Source organism: Kordiimonas sp. (assembly GCF_048264555.1).
Lineage (GTDB): Bacteria > Pseudomonadota > Alphaproteobacteria > Sphingomonadales > Kordiimonadaceae > Kordiimonas.
The window spans coordinates 149,173-170,554 of record NZ_JBLXCX010000007.1 but is presented as its reverse complement, the minus strand read 5'-3'; the positions used below and the strand labels follow the sequence as shown (position 1 = coordinate 170,554).

At 50.6% G+C, this 21,382-nt stretch carries 16 protein-coding genes and 1 pseudogene; 6 read left to right on the top strand and 11 right to left on the bottom strand.

Features of this window, described 5'->3' with window-relative positions; translation table 11 throughout:
- Positions 1–14: 14 nt before the first annotated feature.
- From ACN0XZ_RS16655 to ACN0XZ_RS16620, 8 genes are all read right to left on the bottom strand, one after another.
- Complete coding sequence (locus ACN0XZ_RS16655) at positions 15–1,091, bottom strand: glycosyltransferase family 4 protein (protein ID WP_417458929.1); 1,077 nt, start codon at positions 1,089–1,091, stop codon at positions 15–17.
- The gene (locus tag ACN0XZ_RS16650) at positions 1,088–2,245 is read right to left on the bottom strand and encodes a hypothetical protein (protein ID WP_417458928.1); all 1,158 of its coding nucleotides are present in this window, start codon (positions 2,243–2,245) and stop codon (positions 1,088–1,090) included. Before ACN0XZ_RS16650 ends, ACN0XZ_RS16655 begins: the two co-directional genes overlap by 4 nt.
- Positions 2,233–3,345 (bottom strand): hypothetical protein, encoded by a 1,113-nt coding sequence (locus tag ACN0XZ_RS16645; RefSeq protein ID WP_417458927.1) that lies wholly within the window; start codon positions 3,343–3,345, stop codon positions 2,233–2,235. Before ACN0XZ_RS16645 ends, ACN0XZ_RS16650 begins: the two co-directional genes overlap by 13 nt.
- The gene (locus tag ACN0XZ_RS16640) at positions 3,326–4,579 is read right to left on the bottom strand and encodes a hypothetical protein (protein ID WP_417458926.1); all 1,254 of its coding nucleotides are present in this window, start codon (positions 4,577–4,579) and stop codon (positions 3,326–3,328) included. Before ACN0XZ_RS16640 ends, ACN0XZ_RS16645 begins: the two co-directional genes overlap by 20 nt.
- Positions 4,572–5,138 carry a hypothetical protein gene (locus ACN0XZ_RS16635; RefSeq protein WP_417458925.1) on the bottom strand — a complete coding sequence of 189 codons (567 nt, stop codon included), beginning with the start codon at positions 5,136–5,138 and terminating at the stop codon, positions 4,572–4,574. Before ACN0XZ_RS16635 ends, ACN0XZ_RS16640 begins: the two co-directional genes overlap by 8 nt.
- Positions 5,139–5,353: 215 nt before the next feature.
- Positions 5,354–6,931 carry a hypothetical protein gene (locus ACN0XZ_RS16630; RefSeq protein WP_417458924.1) on the bottom strand — a complete coding sequence of 526 codons (1,578 nt, stop codon included), beginning with the start codon at positions 6,929–6,931 and terminating at the stop codon, positions 5,354–5,356.
- Positions 6,928–7,302 (bottom strand): capsular biosynthesis protein, encoded by a 375-nt coding sequence (locus ACN0XZ_RS16625; RefSeq protein WP_417458923.1) that lies wholly within the window; start codon positions 7,300–7,302, stop codon positions 6,928–6,930. The genes ACN0XZ_RS16630 and ACN0XZ_RS16625 overlap by 4 nt, the downstream gene beginning before the upstream one ends.
- On the bottom strand, positions 7,299–8,585 hold the full coding sequence (locus ACN0XZ_RS16620) for an O-antigen ligase family protein (protein ID WP_417458922.1): 1,287 nt from the start codon (positions 8,583–8,585) through the stop codon (positions 7,299–7,301). The genes ACN0XZ_RS16625 and ACN0XZ_RS16620 overlap by 4 nt, the downstream gene beginning before the upstream one ends.
- An 818-nt stretch (positions 8,586–9,403) precedes the next feature.
- Here ACN0XZ_RS16620 and wecC point away from each other — a divergent pair.
- A pseudogene (gene wecC / locus ACN0XZ_RS16615) lies at positions 9,404–10,522 on the top strand (UDP-N-acetyl-D-mannosamine dehydrogenase); the annotation flags it as partial.
- 100 nt (positions 10,523–10,622) lie between these two features.
- On the opposite strand, the gene ACN0XZ_RS16610 reads toward wecC, so the two are convergent.
- Entirely contained in the window at positions 10,623–11,213 is a 591-nt protein-coding gene (locus ACN0XZ_RS16610) for a helix-turn-helix domain-containing protein (protein WP_417458921.1), read from the bottom strand.
- Complete coding sequence (locus ACN0XZ_RS16605; protein WP_417458920.1) at positions 11,200–12,840, bottom strand: M28 family peptidase; 1,641 nt, start codon at positions 12,838–12,840, stop codon at positions 11,200–11,202. The genes ACN0XZ_RS16610 and ACN0XZ_RS16605 overlap by 14 nt, the downstream gene beginning before the upstream one ends.
- 127 nt (positions 12,841–12,967) lie before the next feature.
- On the opposite strand from ACN0XZ_RS16605, the gene ACN0XZ_RS16600 reads away from it, so the two are divergent.
- Entirely contained in the window at positions 12,968–13,414 is a 447-nt protein-coding gene (locus ACN0XZ_RS16600; RefSeq protein WP_417458919.1) for a hypothetical protein, read from the top strand.
- Positions 13,415–13,700: 286 nt separating this feature from the next.
- A complete protein-coding gene (locus ACN0XZ_RS16595) occupies positions 13,701–15,299 on the top strand; it encodes a serine hydrolase (RefSeq protein ID WP_417458918.1) in 1,599 nt (532 codons plus the stop codon).
- 67 nt (positions 15,300–15,366) lie between these two features.
- Here the strand turns inward: ACN0XZ_RS16595 and ACN0XZ_RS16590 are convergent, their stop codons facing one another.
- Positions 15,367–16,515: a DUF5700 domain-containing putative Zn-dependent protease gene (locus tag ACN0XZ_RS16590; RefSeq protein ID WP_417458917.1), complete on the bottom strand. Its 1,149-nt coding sequence runs from the start codon at positions 16,513–16,515 to the stop codon at positions 15,367–15,369.
- A 202-nt stretch (positions 16,516–16,717) separates the two neighbouring features.
- On the opposite strand from ACN0XZ_RS16590, the gene ACN0XZ_RS16585 reads away from it, so the two are divergent.
- From ACN0XZ_RS16585 to glpK, 3 genes are all read left to right on the top strand, one after another.
- Complete coding sequence (locus tag ACN0XZ_RS16585; protein WP_417458916.1) at positions 16,718–17,533, top strand: N-formylglutamate amidohydrolase; 816 nt, start codon at positions 16,718–16,720, stop codon at positions 17,531–17,533.
- 212 nt (positions 17,534–17,745) lie between these two features.
- Positions 17,746–19,782, top strand: a complete 2,037-nt coding sequence (locus ACN0XZ_RS16580) for a glycoside hydrolase family 97 protein (RefSeq protein ID WP_417458915.1) — start codon at positions 17,746–17,748, stop codon at positions 19,780–19,782.
- 133 nt (positions 19,783–19,915) lie between these two features.
- Positions 19,916–21,382, top strand: coding sequence for a glycerol kinase GlpK (glpK, locus tag ACN0XZ_RS16575; protein WP_417458944.1), 1,467 nt, complete (start codon positions 19,916–19,918; stop codon positions 21,380–21,382).

Below are 21,382 nucleotides of genomic sequence, written 5' to 3'. Positions count from 1 at the left end.
GAAAACACCCCAGATCAGACGCCGTAGTTGCGGCGCCACATCTTCAGCTTGTCGGGGTTCAACAGTATTGCGTGGACGCTTGCGGTCAATCCAGCAACGTCTCCAGCTGCGAAAACCTCACCAACATTCTTCTTATTCACGAAGTTTGGCAAGGCCCCAACATCTGATACAATCAGGGGTATATGATACGTGTGACAGAGAGAAGCTATACCTGACTGAGTGCCCTCGATGTAAGGAAGTATAACCAGATCCATATTAGCAATCACACTATGTAGCTGGTCTTCTGGTAGAAAATCATTAATCACATGGCAACACCTAAGCTGCGAAACACTCTCAGGTAAAGCTCCTCTGCCAACTACATAGGCTTCGTATTCTATGTCATCACGCAGTTTTTCAAGGCGTAGAAGACAGTCAATAAACAGGTCAACACCCTTATACGGTTCGACCCGGCCAACAAAGCCAATCCGAACAGGGTTATTTGGAAAGTTTAGCGATCTATAGACGATGGGGTCTCGAACGGGGTGATCTTCAATCCAAAATGCCGACATAGGGAGCTTTTCAAATACCGTTCCTGGTATTAGCTTGCGGTCATGCACATGCAGTCTTATCTGGCCCTCAGTCGCCAAACTAAGCAAAAACCGGCGCGACACTATAGAGGAAAATCTACCTAACAAGCTTATGTGTTGGCCAATGTGAAACTTTGGATCGTGAACAGTAACAACTAGTTCGGTTGCTTTGGGTAGCTTTTTTTTCAGCCAATTAGCGATAAAGGGAGCCCATACAGAGTCGTCAATAATGTGGATTTCCCTTGCATTTAGCCCCGTCGTGACAGCTGCTATAAACTCCGCGTAATCTTTCATGATTGGAGAGTGAGAGATAAAACTTAACGCTATCTCTCGCATCGATAAATCACTTAGCCTTTTCTTCGAAAGAAAAGTATACTGGGGGTACTCTAAGAATTCAGCTTGGCCCGAAACAGAAATTACATAAAAATCCTCACCACATCGAGCCAACTGATCTGCCCAGCATTTAAGATAGTCAATCATTCCTCCTTGGGAATGAAAATTCCCGCTTAAAAGCAAAACTTTCATCTTACTTGGCTCTGTCGTTGATCACCTTTTGCTGAATCAGGCCACGATAAAACCATGCCGCAGCACATTAAAAAAAGCCCATATTCAAAAAACCTAGAGGTAGACGCCACTACAAAAGGCAAATCAAAAACAAGCCCCATCAGCCAAAAATACAAAAATTCATACCTACCTCTTTTTAGCATTTTGATCGTCAAGAACACAAAGAATGTTAACGAGGTTATTGCACCGAGGAATCCACCAGACATTAGAGCCTGCAAATAGACATTATGTGCCGTCGAAGCTTGCAATCCACTCGCGGTCAGATAATTACCTGAAAAAGGGCCCTGACCAAAAATAGTTTCGATCAGCGAGCCATCAAAAAAACGCCGTGAAGCCGTCTCCCAAATGTATACCCGATCCACAGGGGAATAATTTAGCATTCTTGAATAGGGTGAATAAATCGGCTCCTGCCATTCTATAGACAAAACAACAAAAAGAGCGACCAACACTAGGGTTGCAACATATCGTTTACCCAATCCCCAGACGGCCAAAAACCAAAGCACAAGCAGCCACCCTAGTATTATTCGAGTTTGACTGTAAAAGGCGAGCAAGGTCACAGCAGCGAGAACAACGTAGGCAGCGAAGCCAAATCTAAAAAGATGCAACTTGGCGAACCACCCAAGCAGTATCAAAAAAAGAGTAGATGAATATGGTCTTCGCAGGGTATAGTCCGGGTTGGCGAAAGCCAAGAAAAACGCCCAACAAATCAATACTGTTATGACTAAAAACAGGAATTTTTCCGTCGATTCAGCCACAACAAGCCCCCGCCCGACCGCATAACCGGCCATCATCAGAAGATAAGACAACGCCAAAGCAATAATTTCACTGACACTAACGACGTTGCCCAAAAATAAACCGAAGAGAAACTGCAAGATTCCCAGTGAAAATAGAACCAAGATAATGACCGACAACTCGTCTTGAAGAAGTTTCGTGTCACCCATCAAGAGTTCATAAGAAAACAACAAAAATATCAAACCCGTGAAAACCCAGATCAGTTCCCCCAAAATCACATGGTATGCTTCAAGGTAGAAAGAATAAGGATAGGGGTTTAGAACGTAATATAGCAGAACTACCAATAGCGCAGTAATTTTCCCTGCTTGAATCATATTGGCCATACTGTTGAACCACGCCATTTGAGCCAAAAATCTCTTAGGATAGCTGCCGTTAATCGCACTCGATCTAAAACGACACGTATCCCTCGGTCTGAAAAATCTAGCTTATTCGTAGTGCTTTCGAACTCAATCTCACTCAAATACTCAACCACATACCCACTGAGGTCGAGGTAGTTGGACACGTCGACGTCTTCTGCTTCTCCCCAAGCCGACCCTAATTCAAACGGGTTGATTTTAATACGGTCTCTCCTCAATATAATTACTCCTCCGTCGACGCTCAACACACGGTTGCCGAGATAATATTGATATGGCAAAGCCATTGAAGAACACACCAAAGTCTTCTTCTTAGTCGACCAGCAACTAAAGCCATCCAATAAGAGCGCATCCAGATATGGCCGAGTCGGGCCACCTTTTTCCTTGTATACGACTTTAGGCGCTGCGGCATCAAAGTCTTTTCTAGCTAGCCTAATCAATTGGTCAACGGGCATTGTGATTCGTGTGTGCGCGACCACCAAAACTCCTCCGTGCGCTTCATCGAATGCCTCTTTTTTTTTTCTAAGGATATTAATTCTTCTCCCCTCCATAACATCCGCATAATAAACCGTCGTGCGATGTATTGCTCGAAAACTCTCTGTAATGCTTGTTTTCTCTGAAAAGAAAACAAGCATTTCTATGTTTGCATTGAGTCGATCTGCGTCCGCATTTAGTGTTTCTAACTTCGTCTTTAAAATCTGCGCTTCTTTGACATTAGACGAGCATACATACGCGATAGAAATAAGCTGGTCCGGCGGAACTACTGACTTATCTTTTTTAAGTAATATGGAATTGGCTTCTTCTTCAAAAGTGAAATTGGCAAAAATACCGTTCAATGCAATGAACTTCATTATCTGCCAACGTTTCAGCAACTTACAGTCAAAGCCGAAGCCATCCTTCTTGAAGCCTAGAACCTTAATTTGACCGCCCAAACTAACTGCTCTTGACGCAACCCGAAGTGCATTACGCCACAAGCCAAGCGGCAACCGATCAACTCGGACTTCGACAAGAGGGGCACTTTCGCTGAGATTGTTCAGTTCAACGATGTCTTTAACTGTGTTTACCTGCAACTTCAGTCCTCAAACAATATCTTGATCTAAAAAAATAGACGGCTGATCCAATAAAAAATACCAAAGAATATGTTAGCAACACTTTTTCCATAGAGAATTGCCTAGCAAGGAGATATACAAAGAATATTGCGATTGACATCGCAGTAGATGAAGCCAGTAAAAACCGGTAGTCACCCACGACGGACACCAATACAGTACCAGACGGATGCTGAATTGAGCTCGCAATTAGCATCAGCGTTAAAGATACGATTAGCCAGTCACTCAATACAAACGCACCATTCCCCACAAACTCAATTATAGCCTCACCAAATACAAACAAGAAGGTGCTGGCCAATAGAGCTAGGAGTACAGATATCACTATTACTCGCCAAACCAGCTGTTTTGATCTTCCTAAACTTGGCTCTGCCATATACTCTCTTGACACGCGATGAAGCTCGACATCGGTTAACGCTCGAATGAATACCACAACAATGCCATAGACCTTCGACCACAGGACAAATTTGAGAAATTCCAATGGATGAGATGAAATCTTAAACGCGATATATCCGCCGGAATATATAAAAAGCTCATTAAATGAAAATCCAAGGTTTTTAAAGGCTGATGCTTTGAATGGTTTAAGCTCAAAAACATTCGCCTTCAAACACAACGGCTGTTTGATCTGAAAGATGAGTAGGAAAATACTGATAGCCAAAGCGCATAGCTGAAAGCATGCAAATGAAAAAAAGTCTTGCCAATAGAAAAAAAATATTAGGCTAGCGAAATTGATAATTCGACGAACCAGGTCATGTAAATCGAACAAAAGGTATTTGTCTACGGCATAAAATACATGCTTCATCAGCCCCACAGAAATATTCAATCCTGAAGAGACTGTGAACAAAAGAAAGGACAGGGTTGAGATTTTCTCTAGTTGACTGCTAACGACAGAAAAAGCCGCAACAAAAAAAACGTTTGATAGCAAAAAGAAACAAAACAGTATCGAAAAAGATGCCCTGTATACTCGAGACATATCATCGTTATTTACGAACTTTTTCCTTAATGCGACATATAATGGCTTGCCAAAACCAAAATCAAATAAAGACAAAAAAGCTGCAGCACCAGAAACTGTAAAAAGCCAGGCCAAATCTTCAGGTGCAATCAATTTAGTGAATATGTAAACCTGAGAGAGCCCGGTAAGCATACTCAACAGAATGGACAGATACTTTACGGAGAGCAGCAAACCAACATCTCTAAGCATTAAACCCACCAACGACAGCGCCTAGCTTACTTACATAGTCCTCGTACTCAGAAGGCGTGCCAAAGAAATCCAGTTTTTCCCTCTCCACCTGACGATAAATGACTGAATTACTGTTTTGCTCAATCATCTTTTGGTAGATAGGAGCGACATAGGTCTCTCCATCAAAAAGAGAATGATTGCTATCATAGTATTCGTCAAAAGCTAACTGAAAGGTCCTCAGGCTCTTAAACCAGTACATCCCCGTACAACAAAGACTGGAAATCCGCTCCTTTTCAACCACCCTACGCACTGGGCCAACCTGATCATTGTCATTGAAAGGCTCAACAAATGACCAGCTTTCCCCATCACCAATAAACACATCTAAAAGGCCGTTAGCATGCTCCAACTCAGCTATGTTGAAGGATACTGGCTCTTGATATGCTGTATCAACGTTGAAAATCACTAGAGGCTCTGTATCCTTGTCCACTATTGATAGCCGCTCTAATCCCCTGACAACTGTTTCACCTTGACCCGAGGTGCCTTCGAGAAGCTCAATCAAAATAATCTGACTTTTCGCCAAGCCTATCTCCTTGCACATTCCCTCGACAAAATCAGACGTCTCCGAGCCAGCCCTATACACAAAAACAAACCTATCCGAGGTACCAAAATAGTTTGAAAAAGTGAGAACAGCCCTCTGAAAAACTGTATAATCACCTGCAGGCAACTCAAATTTTGGGCGAGTATATCCAGCTTCAACAAACCGCCGACTGTACCCCGCCATAGGAAAAACTATTATCATAACGCCTCATCATTCATTTTTAGGTAGAATTTAGCTGCCAGGCCGAGAAAAGCGGTTTGTCGATCAGGCGAGTCTTTATGCAGGGGCAACATTGAAAGAAACAAATGTACAAGAATTGCCAGCAAATCTCGTCTAGATAGAGGCGCCAAAATCCCAGAGTCTTCAAATTCTTGCACAATTCCTCTCCAGGAACCGGTGTCGAGAATGTTGTCGTATAGCTCGATATTTTGACCTAGAGCCCTCGCCTTGATACTCCCTGCAATTACTAAATCATAACCCCCATACACGGAGTGGGCTAGCTTACCAATATCATACATTGGGTCACCAAACAGACTAATACGACCATCCGGCAGCATGCCACGCGGGTCGATGACCCTGATCGCATCACTGCGAAAATCGAAGAATATATTAGAGAAACAGAAATCTCCATGCACTATCGACCCAGCTCTTGTTCCTGATAGGCTTTGTAGCGCGTTGGACGCTTCCTCAGCCATAACAAGCGGACGCGGGGTTAAGGTACCATTAATTCGAAGGTCTTTGTGAAGTAGGTTTGAAATACTAGTGCCTGACATAGCATCTAGGCGAGCAGCTGTCTTAAGGTAGTAGTAGTCGTCGAATTCATAGTTTTCGTTACTTTCATAGGCTTGAGCGGCCTCCAAAAAGTCCCTACAACCTCGAAAAATCCTCGCCCAAACATGCCGATTCAAACGACCAAATACAGCCAAACTTGCAAGGGTAGAACTAAATGTATTGGATAGCCTATAGCCAACACCACGACAATCGTCAAAATCACCAAGAAAGGCCGGGATAAAAGCTCTCAATGGCTCCGGAAGCTCTCTGAACCAATTGATCTCTGCGAGCATCTTGGCCGTCTGTTTACTGCTTTTCTCAACTTGGTTTGAAACAAACTTCAAATTGTTGAAGCTCCGAGCAGTACACACAACCCCGCAAGACTTAAAATACGTTTGCACATGGCCAAAATCATACCATTTCCCGGACCTAAGATAATCCAGTTTAACAATATCAGAATACCTTGAAATAGCACTCATAAAGTTGCCTTGCGAAATGGTTATTTGCTGCAAAAGCAAAGGTACATTGGAGAATTTAAAGAAGCCTGAAACTACCTCATCGCTACCGATGCCACTATTCGCGCTGAATAATTCAGCGGCAAGAGTCCAATTGTGTTGATCCTTGGCAGGATGGATCGACAAACAATTGTCAGAAGAACCTTCCAATTGGGTGACCAATGTATCCCCATATACCAATGTTAGTTCTTTGTCGTAAACGCCTATACTATTGATACAAAAAGATAAAGCCTCACCAATGTTCAAGTTAGGGTCTGCATACAAGATCTTAACGCTCAGCTCATCTAGAAGCCGCTGATCCGTAGCGGGTATCTGGAAACAGTTAGGCAAAGACAAATAAATCTCCGATGAGATTTTTCTGAGCTCGTTAACCTGGAGGCGGTATAATCGGCCTGTACCAACGGGAACGAAGGCAGGAGGCAACTCGCCCAGTTCCGCAGCCAACCCAGGTGAAACATATGCTCCAGACATGATGAGTGAAATCGTCATTGGGAATTTTCCGCGAGAACAGCGCGTATCTCTTCCTCACCTAACTCAACGAATTCTTTTGGTCTGATTGCGCGATCATCCACATAGAAGCCTTCATGCCCACACCATGGTTTGCCAACAACCACTTCATCATATGGCACATCATTCTTATCCAACCACGACAATATTTGAGGTAACGTTTTGACATTGATTAAGCCGATATTTCCCTCAAACGACCTCATGTTTCTTGAAGTATAAATACAAACTTTATACCCTTTTTCTCTATACCTTCTTAGCTTCCCTAAAACTGCTATATTGACAGGGGCAGCGTCATAATCACCTTCCCAGCCTGGTAGTGTGATCGTGTGATCCAAATCAATAATTATCTTCATCGAAAACGTGACTCCCGCAAATTAACGCCAACGCCTAACGCGGCCCCAAATAGTATAATAATGGTATAAGTGATCGCCGATACCTGCAGAGGAAAATCGATAACAGAATTTAGGGTGAGTTGAATAACCAAGATTATCGGCACAAACCTCAATGAGAATGACCCTAGCTTTCGACCTGCCCTGACAACAAAGCTCATAAAACAAACTAGGGAATAAAGCAGAGCTAAAGTACCAAATATTCCCACAGCCAATACGAACTCCAATATATCGCTATGCATCCTCAAAAAGACAACGCCCATATTTTCGGTTCGGATTAGACTATAGGTTGGCTCAAACCAGCCAAGGCCAAAGCCCCAAAAAGGCGCTTCGTAGATCATCGGCCAAGCTTCTATATAAACGTCAAATCTTGGGTCATTGCTAAAAACCGAGCCATACGTAATTCGATACCATAAAAGATCACCATTTAGCTCTGCCCAAAAAAGACCAAATATGATGATAGGCACTGTTATAATGATTTTTTGATAACCCGTTGCGTTGCCCTCGCGAATGTAAAAAAATACCAACAATAACATTCCAACAAATACTGAAACAATTGCTGCCCTAGACCCGGTCAACATAAGAGCGGTAAATAGTATCACCAACAAAGATACGGTAAATGCAACTTTATCCCATGCCATTTGAACAAGCTCCCTTTTTTTAGGGGGGGCTGAAGCCTCTGTGGAATGCAGACCGTCCAGTAGCAAACCAAGTAAGCAAACTATAGCAATACCCAAAAAACTAGCGAAGTTATTGCGATTCACAAATGTTGACGACAGAGTGGACTCAGGGTTTGTCTTTTGAAACCACAAGATAGTGTCTGAACCAGCGAAATGTAAAATAAGCCCATAGGACGCATAAATTGCTCCAGTGATACCACAGAACCACGTCAAATTCTTGAACTTATCTAAGGTGCTGGCGACAGTGCTTGCGAAGTACAATAAAGCCAAGTGGCTCAAGAAAAACCATTCTCCCCCAACAACTCCGCCACTATACTGAGTGTTTAAAAAAAGGCTTTGCGAGGCTGTTAAAAAAACTAGGAAATACAAGGGTAAATATACTGAGGCAAGGGACCTAAAACTGGAACATGCTTGGCCCGAAGCCATCCTAGGTAGGCGTGCTTTACTAAACAATAAATGAGAGAGCGTAGCCACCCCAATTGTAATTACCCAGAACCATTTCCATATAGGGGAAATGCTCCCAAACGGCAACGGGACACATATCAAAATCATATAAAGAAGCTTCATTTCTGCTGCTACTCCAACAACTCAAGCTCAATTAAATGCTTTAATCTGATACAGAACAAAGCTTGGACCCTTACTGCGAAAACCAGTCGATCAACGTTAACCACCTAGAGGCCATTCGGGAATTAAGTGTTGAGGGAAAGCGGCGGTTCTGGTTCTCCGGATTTTGCAGAAACTAGCAGGATCACCATGGCCCTGACCCCTTTCACTCGCACCGATAATGACAGAAACCGGCTGCGCTACACAAGCAATTTGACAGATGCGTGCGGACCACCCCTGCCCCTGGCTACACTAGGTGTGCCGCATCTGGCGCGGCAATATTCAGCCGCTTGTATATATTGGTGATGGCGCTGATGTTGCCAGAGCTGTAATGATCATCGCTTGCCGTCAAGCTCGCTCGCATCACCTTCGCCCCGACGCTGTAGACGGCGCTCTGTGATCGGTAATCCTGATACGTCTTGTTCGGTGCGTTGAAATAGCTGCGAAGTTCCTCAATCGTTATCCCAACTTGGTGGCGATATATTCGAAGTCTTAGTCGATCGTCTCCGGGTTGAAGGCCGGGCGCTTAAGCTTTAGGGCGCTTCTTCGCGGGTCATATGTCCAGTCAAGATCAGTCTGGAATACTGAACCTTACGCGTGTCATAGCCGAATTTCTCTGGCAGTCAGGAGCTTTACCGCATCGTCCTTGACATAGGGCATTTAGTTGAGCGGCCGCACCACTTTGATGCGCTTGATGTACGGCAAATAGACCTTGTGCCTCAAAATTGAAGTAGTTGGGACATTTCTGAGCTTGCGTGTGCCGAATTTACGGTGGATATCGCGCAGTTGACACCATCAACACGGGGCAGGCACACATTGTGGAGGTGGACCTCGACGGTCTCCTTCAAGGCGTGGTGTCAAACGGCACGCTGAAGGCGCAAACAACACCTGATAAGGCCGATGCCTTCATCATTGCGGTGCCAACGCCCTTTATGGCAGACCATAAACCGGACCTCACCTATGTTGAAGCCGCAATCAAGTCGGTGGCGCCCTTTGTTGCTGAGGGTAATCTGATCGTACTCGAATCCACCGTGCCCCCTGGTGCGACGGATAAGATGGTTGCGTGGCTTGAGGAAGTCCGGCCTGACCTTGAAGGTGGATGCGGGAGCAAATATCTTGCGTCTCACTGCCCGGAGCGTGTATTGCCAGGCAGGGTATTGATTGAGTTGGTGCAGAACGACCGCATCATTGGTGGCGTGACGGACGAGTGTGCGCTGCGCGCCGAGGCGCTTTATGACGTGTTCCTCAAGGGTGAGTGTTTCTTGACCAACGCCCGCACTGCTGAACTTGCTAAATTGTCGGAAAACGCGTTCAGAGATGTGAACATTGCGTTTGCGAACGAACTGTCGCTGATCGCTGACAAGCTTGATATTGATGTGTGGGAGCTCATTCGCCTCGCGAATCGTCATCCACGCGTCAACATCCTGCAGCCTGGCCCGGGGGTTGGTGGACACTGCATTGCTGTGGACCCTTACTTCATTGTGGATAGCGCGCCGGATGAAGCGAGGCTTATTGCTACAGCGCGGCAAGTGAACGAGAGCAAGCCGGAGCTTGTATTTAGCAAGGTCAAACGCGCGACTGAAAAGCTAAAGGCACCGACCGTTGCTTGCTTTGGCCTGGCGTTTAAGGCGGATATTGATGACCTGAGAACAAGCCCGGCCCTGATGATCACAGAGCGTATAGCATGCGATTTGGACTGCAAGGTTTTGGCAGTTGAGCCCAATATTGATGAACTGCCAGACAAGCTTAAAGAACTTGGTGTTGAGTTCGCGAGCATATTAGATGCGCTGGATCGGGCAGATATCTTCGTGCTGCTCGTTGATCACAAACCGTTTAAGCGAGTACCCACAGGAAAACTGGCGGAAAAAATCGTGATCGATACCCGAGGTATTTGGGCATAACAGTTGCTGTAGCCAGCCCCCTTGTCAGGTTAGCCACTCAGGCAGCGTAAAGACAGTTTTGCTCTGTGGTTACTGGGGCGACGTTCTATCCTGCGGATGGTCAGAACAATCTTGGCGTGCCGCTCCAGAGGAGTTTAACGGCACCGGCATCTGAGGCGCGAACGCTGTGCAGGTGGCGTTGGTCGATATGTGCGCTGTCGCCAGGCCCAAGGATAAAGCTCTCATCACCAACGGTCATCTCCAACTGGCCCGCGAGAACATACCAAAGGCCCTCACCTTCGCGCGCGACCTTTGGGTGCCCTTGGCCGGCGGGTACATGCAGCACATATGCATCAAGCTGCGCCCCTTCATGATCCGCGCTTAGCCGTTCATAGCGGACCGGAAGGCCCGCATCCATCACCACCGGTTTTTTCGCGCGCCGCACAAACTCCTGTGGTCGTGGCACTTTGACAAAATGCTCGATGCCGACACCCAGCGCACTTGCGACCCTCATCAGGGAGGTGAACGAGGGCGCGGCTCGGTTGTTTTCCAGTTGAGAGAGGAAAGGCACCGAGAGGCCGCAGGCTTTCGATAGGGTGGCAAGCGTCATCGCAAGATGCTGGCGCCGGTTGCGCAGTGCTGTACCCAGCTGGAAGGTGGCCTCCGCCTGTGCAGGGGTGTTGTCTATGCTGGGGGTATCATTTTTTTTCATTACCAAACTCGCTGTCCTTGTACCAATAAGGCCGGTCTTCGCTCATCGCCAGCCGATAGCCCATGGCGTAAACAAGCGCTACATTCTCGGCAATGCCTTCAAAGTTCATGTTTGGTGACCAAACATCACCGGGTTGATGGTAGCGCTGTGCGATATAGTCTGCCGCTGCCTGCCGTCCGGCACTTACCCCGCCATCTATGAGGTCGTCACCAGAGGTAAAGGTGATTGCCGGAATGCCCGCGCGCGCAAAGGGTAAGGTTTCCGAGCGGTAATAGTGCCCGGCTTCCGGTTTTGGGTCGGGCGAGAAATAAAGGCCATGCTGCTGGGCGGTTGTTTTCAAAAGATCGGTCAGCGAGTTTCCGGGATATCCGAAGGTAGATACATTCCTGCTCGGTCCGTTAACGCCGAGGATATCAAAGTTGATCAGCCCGACTGTGTCTTTAAGCGCATAAGGAGGGTGCTCCACATAATAACCAGCGCCGAAAAGCCCTTGTTCCTCTGCCGTGGTGGCCAGGAAGATAACCGAGCGTTCAGCCGCGCCTGCTTCGCCATAACATTTGGCAAGCTTCAGAAGGGCTGCGACACCAACAGCGTTATCCTGGGCGCCGTTATAGATATGGACTGTGCCGTCACTTGCTATTCGCTGGCCGATATGGTCCCAATGCGCCGAGTGGACCAGATATTCATCCGGCCTTTTGCTCCCCGGCAGAACACCAATAATATTGTGGGAAACGGTTTCTTCGTGAACACTTGAGTATTCTACGTCAAGGCTTACCCCAGATAGCTCAACGGGGCGGAAATCTCGCCGCCGAGCCTGCTCTTCTAGAGTTTTCAGCTCCAGCCCGGCGTCATGCGCCAAACGTTCCGCCAGATCGTGCTGGACCCAGCCTGAAGCGGAGAGTTGATGCACGGAGGCGTCGGTGGGGATATCAAAAACCTCTGCCATGTTCGAGTTTCTGACAATCGGCCAGTCGTAGGATGCGGCCTTGGTCTCATGGACAATGAGGGCGCCGAGCGCTCCCCGTCGCGTGGCTTCCTCAAGCTTATAGGTCCAGCGGCCATAGTAGGTCATGGTGTTGCCGCCAAACGGGCCTTCTGTATCCAGATGGTCCGGGTCATTCACCAAAATCAGCGCGATTTTGCCTTTGAGATCCACGCCCTTGAAATCATCCCAATCCCGTTCTGGCGCAGACACACCGTAACCAACAAAAACAACTGGCGCGCTCTTGATATCAACTTCCGACGTGCCTGGTTTGGTCGCGCGAAAGACAATCTCTTTTCCCTGTGTTAGGGGCGTGCGGGCGTCGCCAGCGTTGAGAGTGATGCTGACGGGACCATCGATGCTTGAGCGGACAAGGGCAACGCGCTGTGTCCATTGTTGCTCTCCATCAATCATATCTCCGGCAGGTGAGAGGCCCGCGCCCTTGAAGGCCTTTGAGATGAGGTCAATAACCAGCGGTTCACCTTGGGAGGAAGGCGCGCGTCCGCCAAAGTCATCCGAAGCCAACTCCCGCGTGATGGCAGACAGTGTGGCAGGGTTCGGTCGGCACACCGCACCCGAATCTGCGTTAGCCGTTTTGGGTAAACAGCTAAGGGCTACTAGGAGCCCGAGCGCTAATTTTTGCATCTGCATTCTCCCCTGTGCGGTGTCGTCAAATGAGTGGGTCTGGTGCCTTTCCTTATTTATTGACTTTGCTACGCTCCGTTGTCAAACATGTTTGATAATAATTAATTTCTTTGAAAAGGAGGATAACGTGGATAGTGACAGCAGAGAAATTGGTGCAGCCCTCGCGGTGATGTACGAGATGGTTTCTGGCCCGGCCGGCCCGAGGGACTGGAGCAAACAGGACGATGTTTTTCACCCTGCCTGCAAACAGATGCGAACAGGCGTTGATGAAGCGGGCATGCCGTGGATCAAGAGCTTTGACCTTGATCAGTATAGTGTTGAGGCAGACGCCGCCCTGGCTCATGTCGATTTTTACGAGGTTGAGCTTCGCCGGGAGATCAGGATTTTCGGCAATATCGCCCATGTTTGGAGCGCTTATGAAGCCAAAACCGCACCGGATGATGAGGTGCCGGAGAGGCGCGGTATCAACAGTATTCAATTCTATAACGACGGCCAGAATGGCTGGCGGATCATCTCAATGATTTGGGATAATGAGCGCGGTGATATGTCCGTCGATGACACTTTCCCGTCCTGATACGCGCGGGTGAGTTGAAAGAGTATCGCAGCGGGCTTGCCCCGCTGTGGATGCAGTGTTAGCCTCCCAGAAATAAAAAATTACATCGCACTGAGCAGACCGAATGAGCAGCCACCAAAGCAGCAAGCGCAAGCTTGAGGCTCCTTGGCTCGTTCTTGGTTTTGGGCTGTCATCGTTATGATAGCCCCGTGTGCCAATGGGCACGCTCAGCCAAGAGTGCGCTGGATGATGTGCTCCATTCGGGTAAAAAAACCCTCTCCGCCAGGAGAAACTATGGAGACAGATCATGCCCAATATACGGTTTACGGCTGTGGCCGCTGCAGTGTGCCATTTGGCACTGGCAGCCCCGGCTTTCAGTGCACCCCCTGAAAATTTCCCAGCTCGTGTTAACAGCCTGCTTGACGACCTCGGCGTGCCCGGCGCAACGGTTGCTATCGTCGAAAAGGGCGAAGTTATACTCGCGAAAGGTTTTGGTGTTCGCAGCCTGGAGGCACCAGAAGCGGTGAACGCTGACACCATTTTTGCTACCGGCTCAACAGGCAAAGCCTTTACCACAGCGGCACTTGCTATTCTCGTGGATCGCGGCCTCATCAAATGGGATGACCGGGTAATCGACCATATGCCTGATTTCAGGATGTGGGACGCCTGGGTCACGCGTGAGATGACCGTTCGTGACCTGCTGGTGCACCGAAGCGGCCTGGGCCTTGGCGCGGGTGACCTCCTGTTTGTGCCGCGCAGTGACCTCTCCCGCAAGGAGACCATGCGCCGTTTGCGCCACATCAAGCCAGCCACAAGTTTCCGCAGCGGATACGCCTACGACAACGTGCTCTATATGGTTGCCGGCCAGCTTGTTGAGGAAGTCACGGGGGATACCTGGGAGGTGTTCGTGCAGGAAAATATCTTCAATGTGCTGGGAATGAAAAGTTCAACAGTGAGCGACCAGGCCTTGATCGCGAGCGAAAACCGCGCGCGGCCCCACGCTCGCCTGAACGGGCCAATCCGCGGTATGGGGGATCAGGTCCCGCTTGATGAAACGATGGCCATTGCGCCTAACGCGGCCCCCGCGGGTGGCCTTGCAATCAGTGCAAATGATATGACCCAATGGCTGTTGACCCAGCTGGGCAAAGGCAAGATGCCTGCGGGTGAGGACCGGCTGTTCAGCGAAGCCCAGTCGGCCCAGATGTGGTTGCCTGCAGTGTTGCAGCCTATCTCGCCTGCGCCCGCAAACCTTGCTGCGGCTCAGCCGATGTTCCGCACCTACGCCCTTGGCTGGACAGTGCAGGACTATCGCGGGGCCAAGCTGGTGTGGCATGGCGGCGCGGTGTTTGGTTCGCTGGCCGTTGTCGCCCTGTTGCCCGATCAGGATGTGGGGTTTTATGTTGCTGTGAATAGCGAAGAAGGGGAGATGGTACGTGGCCTTCTTTATGAACTGCTTGACCACTACCTCGATCTCCCGATGGAGAATTGGCCTGAGAAGCTGCATGACTTTAAAGTCGCACGCCAAGCCGCAGCGGCTGACATGGTGGCGGCCCAACTGGCACCGACGAGCGATGCATCGGGCAGCGGGCCTTTGCTCCCACTGGCAGGTTATGTGGGTGAGTATAATGACCCGTGGTATGGCACCATTTCCGTGCGGGAAGAGGGTGACGTGCTGGAGGTTGATTTCCCGCATTCGCTTGGCCTCTCGGCAAAGCTTGAGCATGTGCGCTACAATACCTTCATTACCCACTTTAATGACCTGGGGATGGAGCCTGCCTACCTGACCTTCAGCCTTGACGCAGAAGGGCGCGTAGACCGGATAACCGCCAAGGCTGTTTCACCGATCGCGGACTTCAGCTTCGACTATCACGACCTGCTGTTTACGCCTGTGGCAGCCGCCAACTAAGCGGCTGGCCCACGAGGCGCAATCTAGAAATATCTCCCTCCATGCCTGTCACGGCATGGAGGGTGTATTATTTCAGGCAGCTTTCATACCTTAGGTCAGCGGCACGCTCATCGCTCATGCTGTTTGCGATAGCGATCATCGCGGGGCTGAGAGGTACAGCAATCTCACTTGGGGAAGAGAGTGCGGTTGACTGGTAGGCAAGGATAAACTGCTCAGCGGGAAGGTGCATTACGCAAACTAGCGGCTCGCGCCCGAGGGTTTCTTCCATATGGCGAGCCATGCCAGCACCTGCATAATAGAAGAGCTGACGGCCAGCGCCCGTGAAGCCCATCATGAACATGTCATGCAGGCGTGCTCGCCAGTCTGGGTATGTACCGATGACATCGGCAGCATACCCAAAGGTGCGGATATGCTGGGCTATATATGCGTTTCCGTTGTCGGAAAAACCCTTGAGAAGAGTTGATAAAAAGCCGGAACCTGTAATGTGCCGGCTGTCCGCAACATATTCTGCCGTTCCTTCCATCAATAGTTGCTGGAACAGAAACCGGTATCCTTCATGCGGTGTTGTAACGTCCTTGAAATCCATTCCCTTCTCGAAGAAGAAATTGTGCTGCATGTCATGGAAAATTTCATGGGTGGAGATGAGTTTGGCAGTCTCAAAATCCTCTTGGTAGGCCCCAGCCAGACAGTTGAGAGCAAGGTAGAAACGTCCAGAGACGGCAAAACCGCCGCAGGGGTTCCCGATAATCGACAGGATGAGATCACCCTCATAGTCAAGATCAGTTGGCAGGTAAGGGGCGAGCGTTTCGCCAACAAACGATTCGATCGCAGGGCCTTGCTGTTTGAAAAAAGAAACAACAGTCTCGAACTTCGCTTTGTCTTCAATGATGGGGGCGAAGCGGAAGACATCATTCTCCGGCACTTCACATTTTGAGGCAGCTTCCAAACTGATGAGGAAGGCATCAAAGTTTCGCCTGTTTGACATACTGGTGTGATGCTCGATCTGGCTTTGAAGGGGTGCATATGTGCGAAGGTATTCTTCATCCACGTCTTTGCCCGTGCATACCATCCCCAGCAAATATTCCGCATAAGAGGCATTCACCGTAACCCGGATATTCTGAGCAGAAGCGCTTATGGGCGCGCAGCAGATAAGCACAAGCGCCAGTAGCCACGTGAAACGCTGGCCGTGTTGTTTCGGACGAAATGGTTGTTTCATGTTGATTGTGTCCCCTCTTGTCGTTGTGCAGCGTGCTGCTCTTCTGGTTTTTGTTGGCCCCAATGCAGCGAAAACATACGTGGATGTCAACATATGTGAATGTCGGGGCTATAAGAATAACCTTTGACGTCACATCACTTTCACAATCATGCGGCACACCCAAAGACTTGGGATAACTTGCGTATGTTGTATGAGGGAACGGATGCTGGGGCCTTTGCTTGGCGGAAACGACGGACCTGCGGTTGAGCGGATAAATCCGCTTGGTTCCGCGCCTGTGGTGTTGGTGTGTGAGCACGCCTCCAACCGGTTGCCGGAGCGGCTTGGCACACTCGGGTTGATGCGGGACGTGCTGGAAGATCACATTGCGTGGGATATCGGTGCCGCTTCCGTCACGGAACATCTCGCCAACCTCATTGACGCGCAGGCGGTGCTGCAACGTTTCTCGCGCCTCGCCTATAACTGCAATCGCGAAGCGGGGGCGGATGATGCGATAGCTCAGCAGTATAGTGGTCGGCTTATCCCCGGCAATCAGGCACTTGATGCTGATGCGGTGCGCGCGCGCCACGATGCGCTGTATGTGCCGTTTCATGAGGCGGTTGAGGCCGGGCTTAACACCATCGGCCGCCGCCGTCCGCAGGCGCTGCTGATCTCGGTCCAGACCTTTGACCCGGAAAGCTATGGGCCGAAGCCCTGTGACATGGGTGTTTATGCTGGCCCGGATGCCCGACTGGCTGACGCGCTGATAACAGCAATCGACCATGACCGGAGCTATAAGGCGTGTAAAAACTGGCCGTTTGAGCCGCTCACTGCTGTTACGCATACGCTTCTCAAGCATGGTGCGCGGAAAAATGTCATCAGTGCCATGATCGCTATCAATAACCGCTTGGTGTGGGACGCGGCGCGGCAGGAGCGTGTGGCTCGTTATCTGGCCGCAGTTGTGCGCTCAATCATTGAAGGCGGGATGACGGCGCGGCCTGATGACCCGCCCCGACAGGTGTTGGCGTCTGAGCTTCTTTAGGCTCCGGCGCGTATAATTATTGACAGCGCTGTCAAATATTCATACACAAATTGTGGGAAGGATTGAGCCGGACAACCGGCGCTCTCCCTTAGGTCGCTTCCAATATAAAATATGACCCGGGCCCCTCGGGCGAAGCGTGAATGTGGTAATCTGGCGTCTCACTGTTCTGAGCGAACGGTGTGGCACGCTTCACGATGGTTGAGGGGTTTTTGATGATTTTGCGTCTATCCACTTTTTTGCTGTGTCTGTTTGTGGCGACATCGCAGTTGCTTGCAGATGAGCCCGCTGTGGTCACGTCACCAAACGGCAAGATTTCCGTTGCCGTCACGACAGATGATGGGCGGCTTTATTATGAAGTTGCGCATGTGGGCAAACCCGTTCTTGCGCCGTCACGCCTTGGTTTCCGCCTCTCAGAGATGGATGGTTTTGATGATGGCCTCAGCATCAGCGCGGCGGCGGTGGCATCACACGATGATACCTGGGCGCTGCCATGGGGTGAGCGTGAGGCGGTGCGCAATCACTATAACGAACTGACGGTTACGGTTGCGGAACATGAAGGCCTCAAGCGACACCTGAATGTTGTGTTCCGGGTGTTTGATGACGGCATTGGCTTCCGCTATGACGTGCCCGCAGATGGTGGTTTTGGCGAGATCGGCATCACTGATGAGATCACCGAATTTGCCTTCGCGGAAGAAGCGCGGGTGTGGTGGATACCGGCACGTTGGTGGAACCGGTATGAATATGTCTATAACGAGACCCAGCTTCATCAGGTGCCCATGGCGCATACGCCGATCACCATGCGCCGCGATGACGGGCTGCATATCTCGGTCCATGAGGCTGCGCTGACCAACTATTCCGGCATGTCGCTTGAGAAAAGCCACGGCACGACCTTCAAGGCGAATCTGTCACCGGGGCCTGACGGCGTGAAAGTGCGGCTGAACGGTGCGTTTGTTACACCGTGGCGTACGATCCAGATCGCGGAGGAGGCGACAGGCCTCCTGAACTCAAACCTCATCTTGAACCTGAATGAACCCAATAAACTCGGGGATGTTTCATGGGTACAGCCGGGCAAGTATGTGGGAATCTGGTGGGGCATGCATCTGGGCGTGGAAAGCTGGGGCTCTGGCCCGATCCACGGTGCGACAACGGAAAACACCAAACGTTATATCGACTTCGCAGCCAAATACGGCTTTGACGGTGTGCTGGTGGAAGGCTGGAACGAAGGCTGGGATGGTGACTGGTTCCATAACGGTGATGTGTTTAACTTCACCAAGCCATACCCGGACTATAACCTTGAAGAACTGGGGAAATACGCGCGTGACCGCGGCGTTCGCATCATCGGTCACCATGAAACTTCCGGTAGCGTAACCAACTATGAAAACCAGATGGCGGACAGCTTTGCGCTTTTGGCCAAAAACGGTGTGGCGCAGGTGAAAACCGGTTATGTGGCGCACGCAGGCGATATCAAGCGGCTGGATGAAAACGGCAACGCGATTTACGAGTGGCATGACGGCCAGTTCATGAGCCAGCATCACGAGCGGGTACTCATTGAAGCTGCCAAGCATAAAATCTCGATCAACGCGCATGAGCCGATCAAGGATACCGGCCTTCGCCGTACGTATCCCAACTGGCTTGCACGCGAGGGTGCCCGTGGGCAGGAGTATAATGCCTGGGGCTCGCCGGGTAACCCACCAAGCCATACGGCAGTGCTGCCGTACACACGCATGCTGTCTGGCCCGATGGATTTCACGCCTGGCATTTTTGATCTTCTGTTCGAGGAAGCGCAACCCAATGACCGAGTGCGCACAACGCTCGCCAAACAGCTCTCACTTTATGTGGTGATCTATAGCCCGATCCAGATGGCGGCGGATCTGCCGGAGAATTATGAAGCCCGGCTTGATGCCTTCCAATTTATCCGCGATGTGCCAACAGACTGGTCTGAGAGCATCGCACTCAATGGTGAGATTGGGGACTATGTGACCTTTGCCCGCAAGGCGAGGGGAAGCGAGGAATGGTTCCTGGGCAGCCTCACCAATGAGGACGCCCGCACACTGTCTGTGAGCCTTGATTTCCTCTCGCCCCGGCAAAACTACCGGGCGGAGATATACCGGGATGGTGCCGACGCGGATTGGGATACCAACCCTTACGCCATGGTGATTGAGAGCAAAACGGTCACTGCGGCAGATACGCTCGCGCTACCGCTTGCGCCGGGCGGTGGCATGGCCGTGCGGTTTGTGCCGGTAAACTAGTCATCACCGCGCCCGGCTGTTGAAGGCGGGCGAAAGTGATGCCAAACTGTCCCCCGATCACGGCAAGTATTCGCTTGCTTCATTCGGGGGATTTGTTTTGGCGGTGACATCAGTATCAGACTGCATTCTGGCGATGGATCAGGGCACGACCAGCAGCCGTGCCATCGTGTTTGGCAAAGAAGGCGATATCATCGCGGTTGCGCAGCAGGAATTTGCCCAGCATTACCCGGCGGATGGCTGGGTTGAGCATGACGCGGACGAGATCTGGCAAACAAGCCTTGAGACCGCGCGCGCCGCCTTAAAGGAAGCGGAGGCAAAAGGGCACCGCATCGCCGCTATTGGTATCACCAATCAACGGGAAACTTCCGTGCTGTGGGACCATGCCACGGGCAAACCCTTGCACCACGCCATTGTGTGGCAGGACAGACGCACAGCAGACACTTGCCGGAAGCTGAAGGCGGACGGCGCGGAAGGCACGGTACAAGATAAAACCGGCTTGCTGCTGGACCCTTATTTCTCCGCCACAAAAGTGGCTTGGATGCTCGACAATGTTTCAGGTGCGCGGGCGTCTGCAGAGGCAGGCAAGCTGGCGTGGGGCACGATTGACAGCTTCCTCATCTCAAGGCTCACGGGCGGCAAGGTGCATGCAACCGATGCCACGAATGCGAGCCGTACCAGCCTCTTCAATATTCGCACGCAGGAGTGGGATGACGAGCTTCTGAAGCTTTTTGATGTGCCTGCCAGTGTGCTACCCGATGTGCTCGACTGCGCGGCAGACTATGGCAGCACAGCACCCGATTTTTTTGGGCGCAGTATCCCCATCCTTGGGGTGGCGGGGGACCAGCAGGCAGCAACCATTGGCCAGTGCTGTTTTGATGTAGGTGCAATCAAAAGCACATATGGTACCGGCTGTTTTGTGTTGATGAATACGGGAGGCGAGTTTGTCCCTTCCAAAAACCGGCTGCTGACAACCGTGGCTTACCGCCTGGACGGTAAAACCACATACGCGCTCGAAGGCTCGATCTTTATCGCAGGTGCGGCGGTGCAGTGGCTCAGGGACGGCATCAAGATTATCGAGAACGCAAAGGAAAGCGAACAGCTCGCCACGTCGGTTGAGCATAGCGGTGGTGTTTATATGGTGCCTGCCTTCACGGGGCTTGGTGCCCCGCATTGGGACCCGGATGTGCGGGCCGCCATCTTTGGTATGACCCGCGGCACCACACGGGCGGAGCTTGTGCGCGCCACGCTCGAAGCCGTTTGTTATCAAACCCATGACCTGTTCAGCGCCATGGCGGACGACGGCATTACGCCCTCAGTGCTTCGGGTGGACGGCGGCATGGTCGCCAATGACTGGATGGTGCAAACCCTTTCAAACACGCTTGCGCTGCAGGTGGACAGGCCGGTGGTGATGGAAACCACGGCGCTCGGTGCCGCTTATCTCGCGGGGCTGAAGGCAGGAATATATGGGTCTCTTGATGACCTGCGCGCCAACTGGCAAACGGATCGCCGGTTTGAACCTGCAGCAGCACGTGAGGCGAGGGACGCGCAAATTCGGAAATGGCACCGGGCAGTGAAAGCGGCGCAGGCTTTCTCAGGCTAA

Coding starts and splice junctions, on each gene's coding strand:
- ACN0XZ_RS16655 (WP_417458929.1), bottom strand. CDS start 1,091: ATGAAAGTTTTGCTTTTAAGCGGGAATTTTCATTCCCAAGGAGGAATG.
- ACN0XZ_RS16650 (WP_417458928.1), bottom strand. CDS start 2,245: ATGGCCAATATGATTCAAGCAGGGAAAATTACTGCGCTATTGGTAGTT.
- ACN0XZ_RS16640 (WP_417458926.1), bottom strand. CDS start 4,579: ATGCTTAGAGATGTTGGTTTGCTGCTCTCCGTAAAGTATCTGTCCATT.
- ACN0XZ_RS16630 (WP_417458924.1), bottom strand. CDS start 6,931: ATGACGATTTCACTCATCATGTCTGGAGCATATGTTTCACCTGGGTTG.
- ACN0XZ_RS16625 (WP_417458923.1), bottom strand. CDS start 7,302: ATGAAGATAATTATTGATTTGGATCACACGATCACACTACCAGGCTGG.
- ACN0XZ_RS16620 (WP_417458922.1), bottom strand. CDS start 8,585: ATGAAGCTTCTTTATATGATTTTGATATGTGTCCCGTTGCCGTTTGGG.
- ACN0XZ_RS16610 (WP_417458921.1), bottom strand. CDS start 11,213: ATGAAAAAAAATGATACCCCCAGCATAGACAACACCCCTGCACAGGCG.
- ACN0XZ_RS16605 (WP_417458920.1), bottom strand. CDS start 12,840: ATGCAAAAATTAGCGCTCGGGCTCCTAGTAGCCCTTAGCTGTTTACCC.
- ACN0XZ_RS16595 (WP_417458918.1), top strand. CDS start 13,701: ATGCCCAATATACGGTTTACGGCTGTGGCCGCTGCAGTGTGCCATTTG.
- ACN0XZ_RS16590 (WP_417458917.1), bottom strand. CDS start 16,515: ATGAAACAACCATTTCGTCCGAAACAACACGGCCAGCGTTTCACGTGG.
- ACN0XZ_RS16585 (WP_417458916.1), top strand. CDS start 16,718: ATGCTGGGGCCTTTGCTTGGCGGAAACGACGGACCTGCGGTTGAGCGG.
- ACN0XZ_RS16580 (WP_417458915.1), top strand. CDS start 17,746: ATGATTTTGCGTCTATCCACTTTTTTGCTGTGTCTGTTTGTGGCGACA.
- glpK (WP_417458944.1), top strand. CDS start 19,916: ATGGATCAGGGCACGACCAGCAGCCGTGCCATCGTGTTTGGCAAAGAA.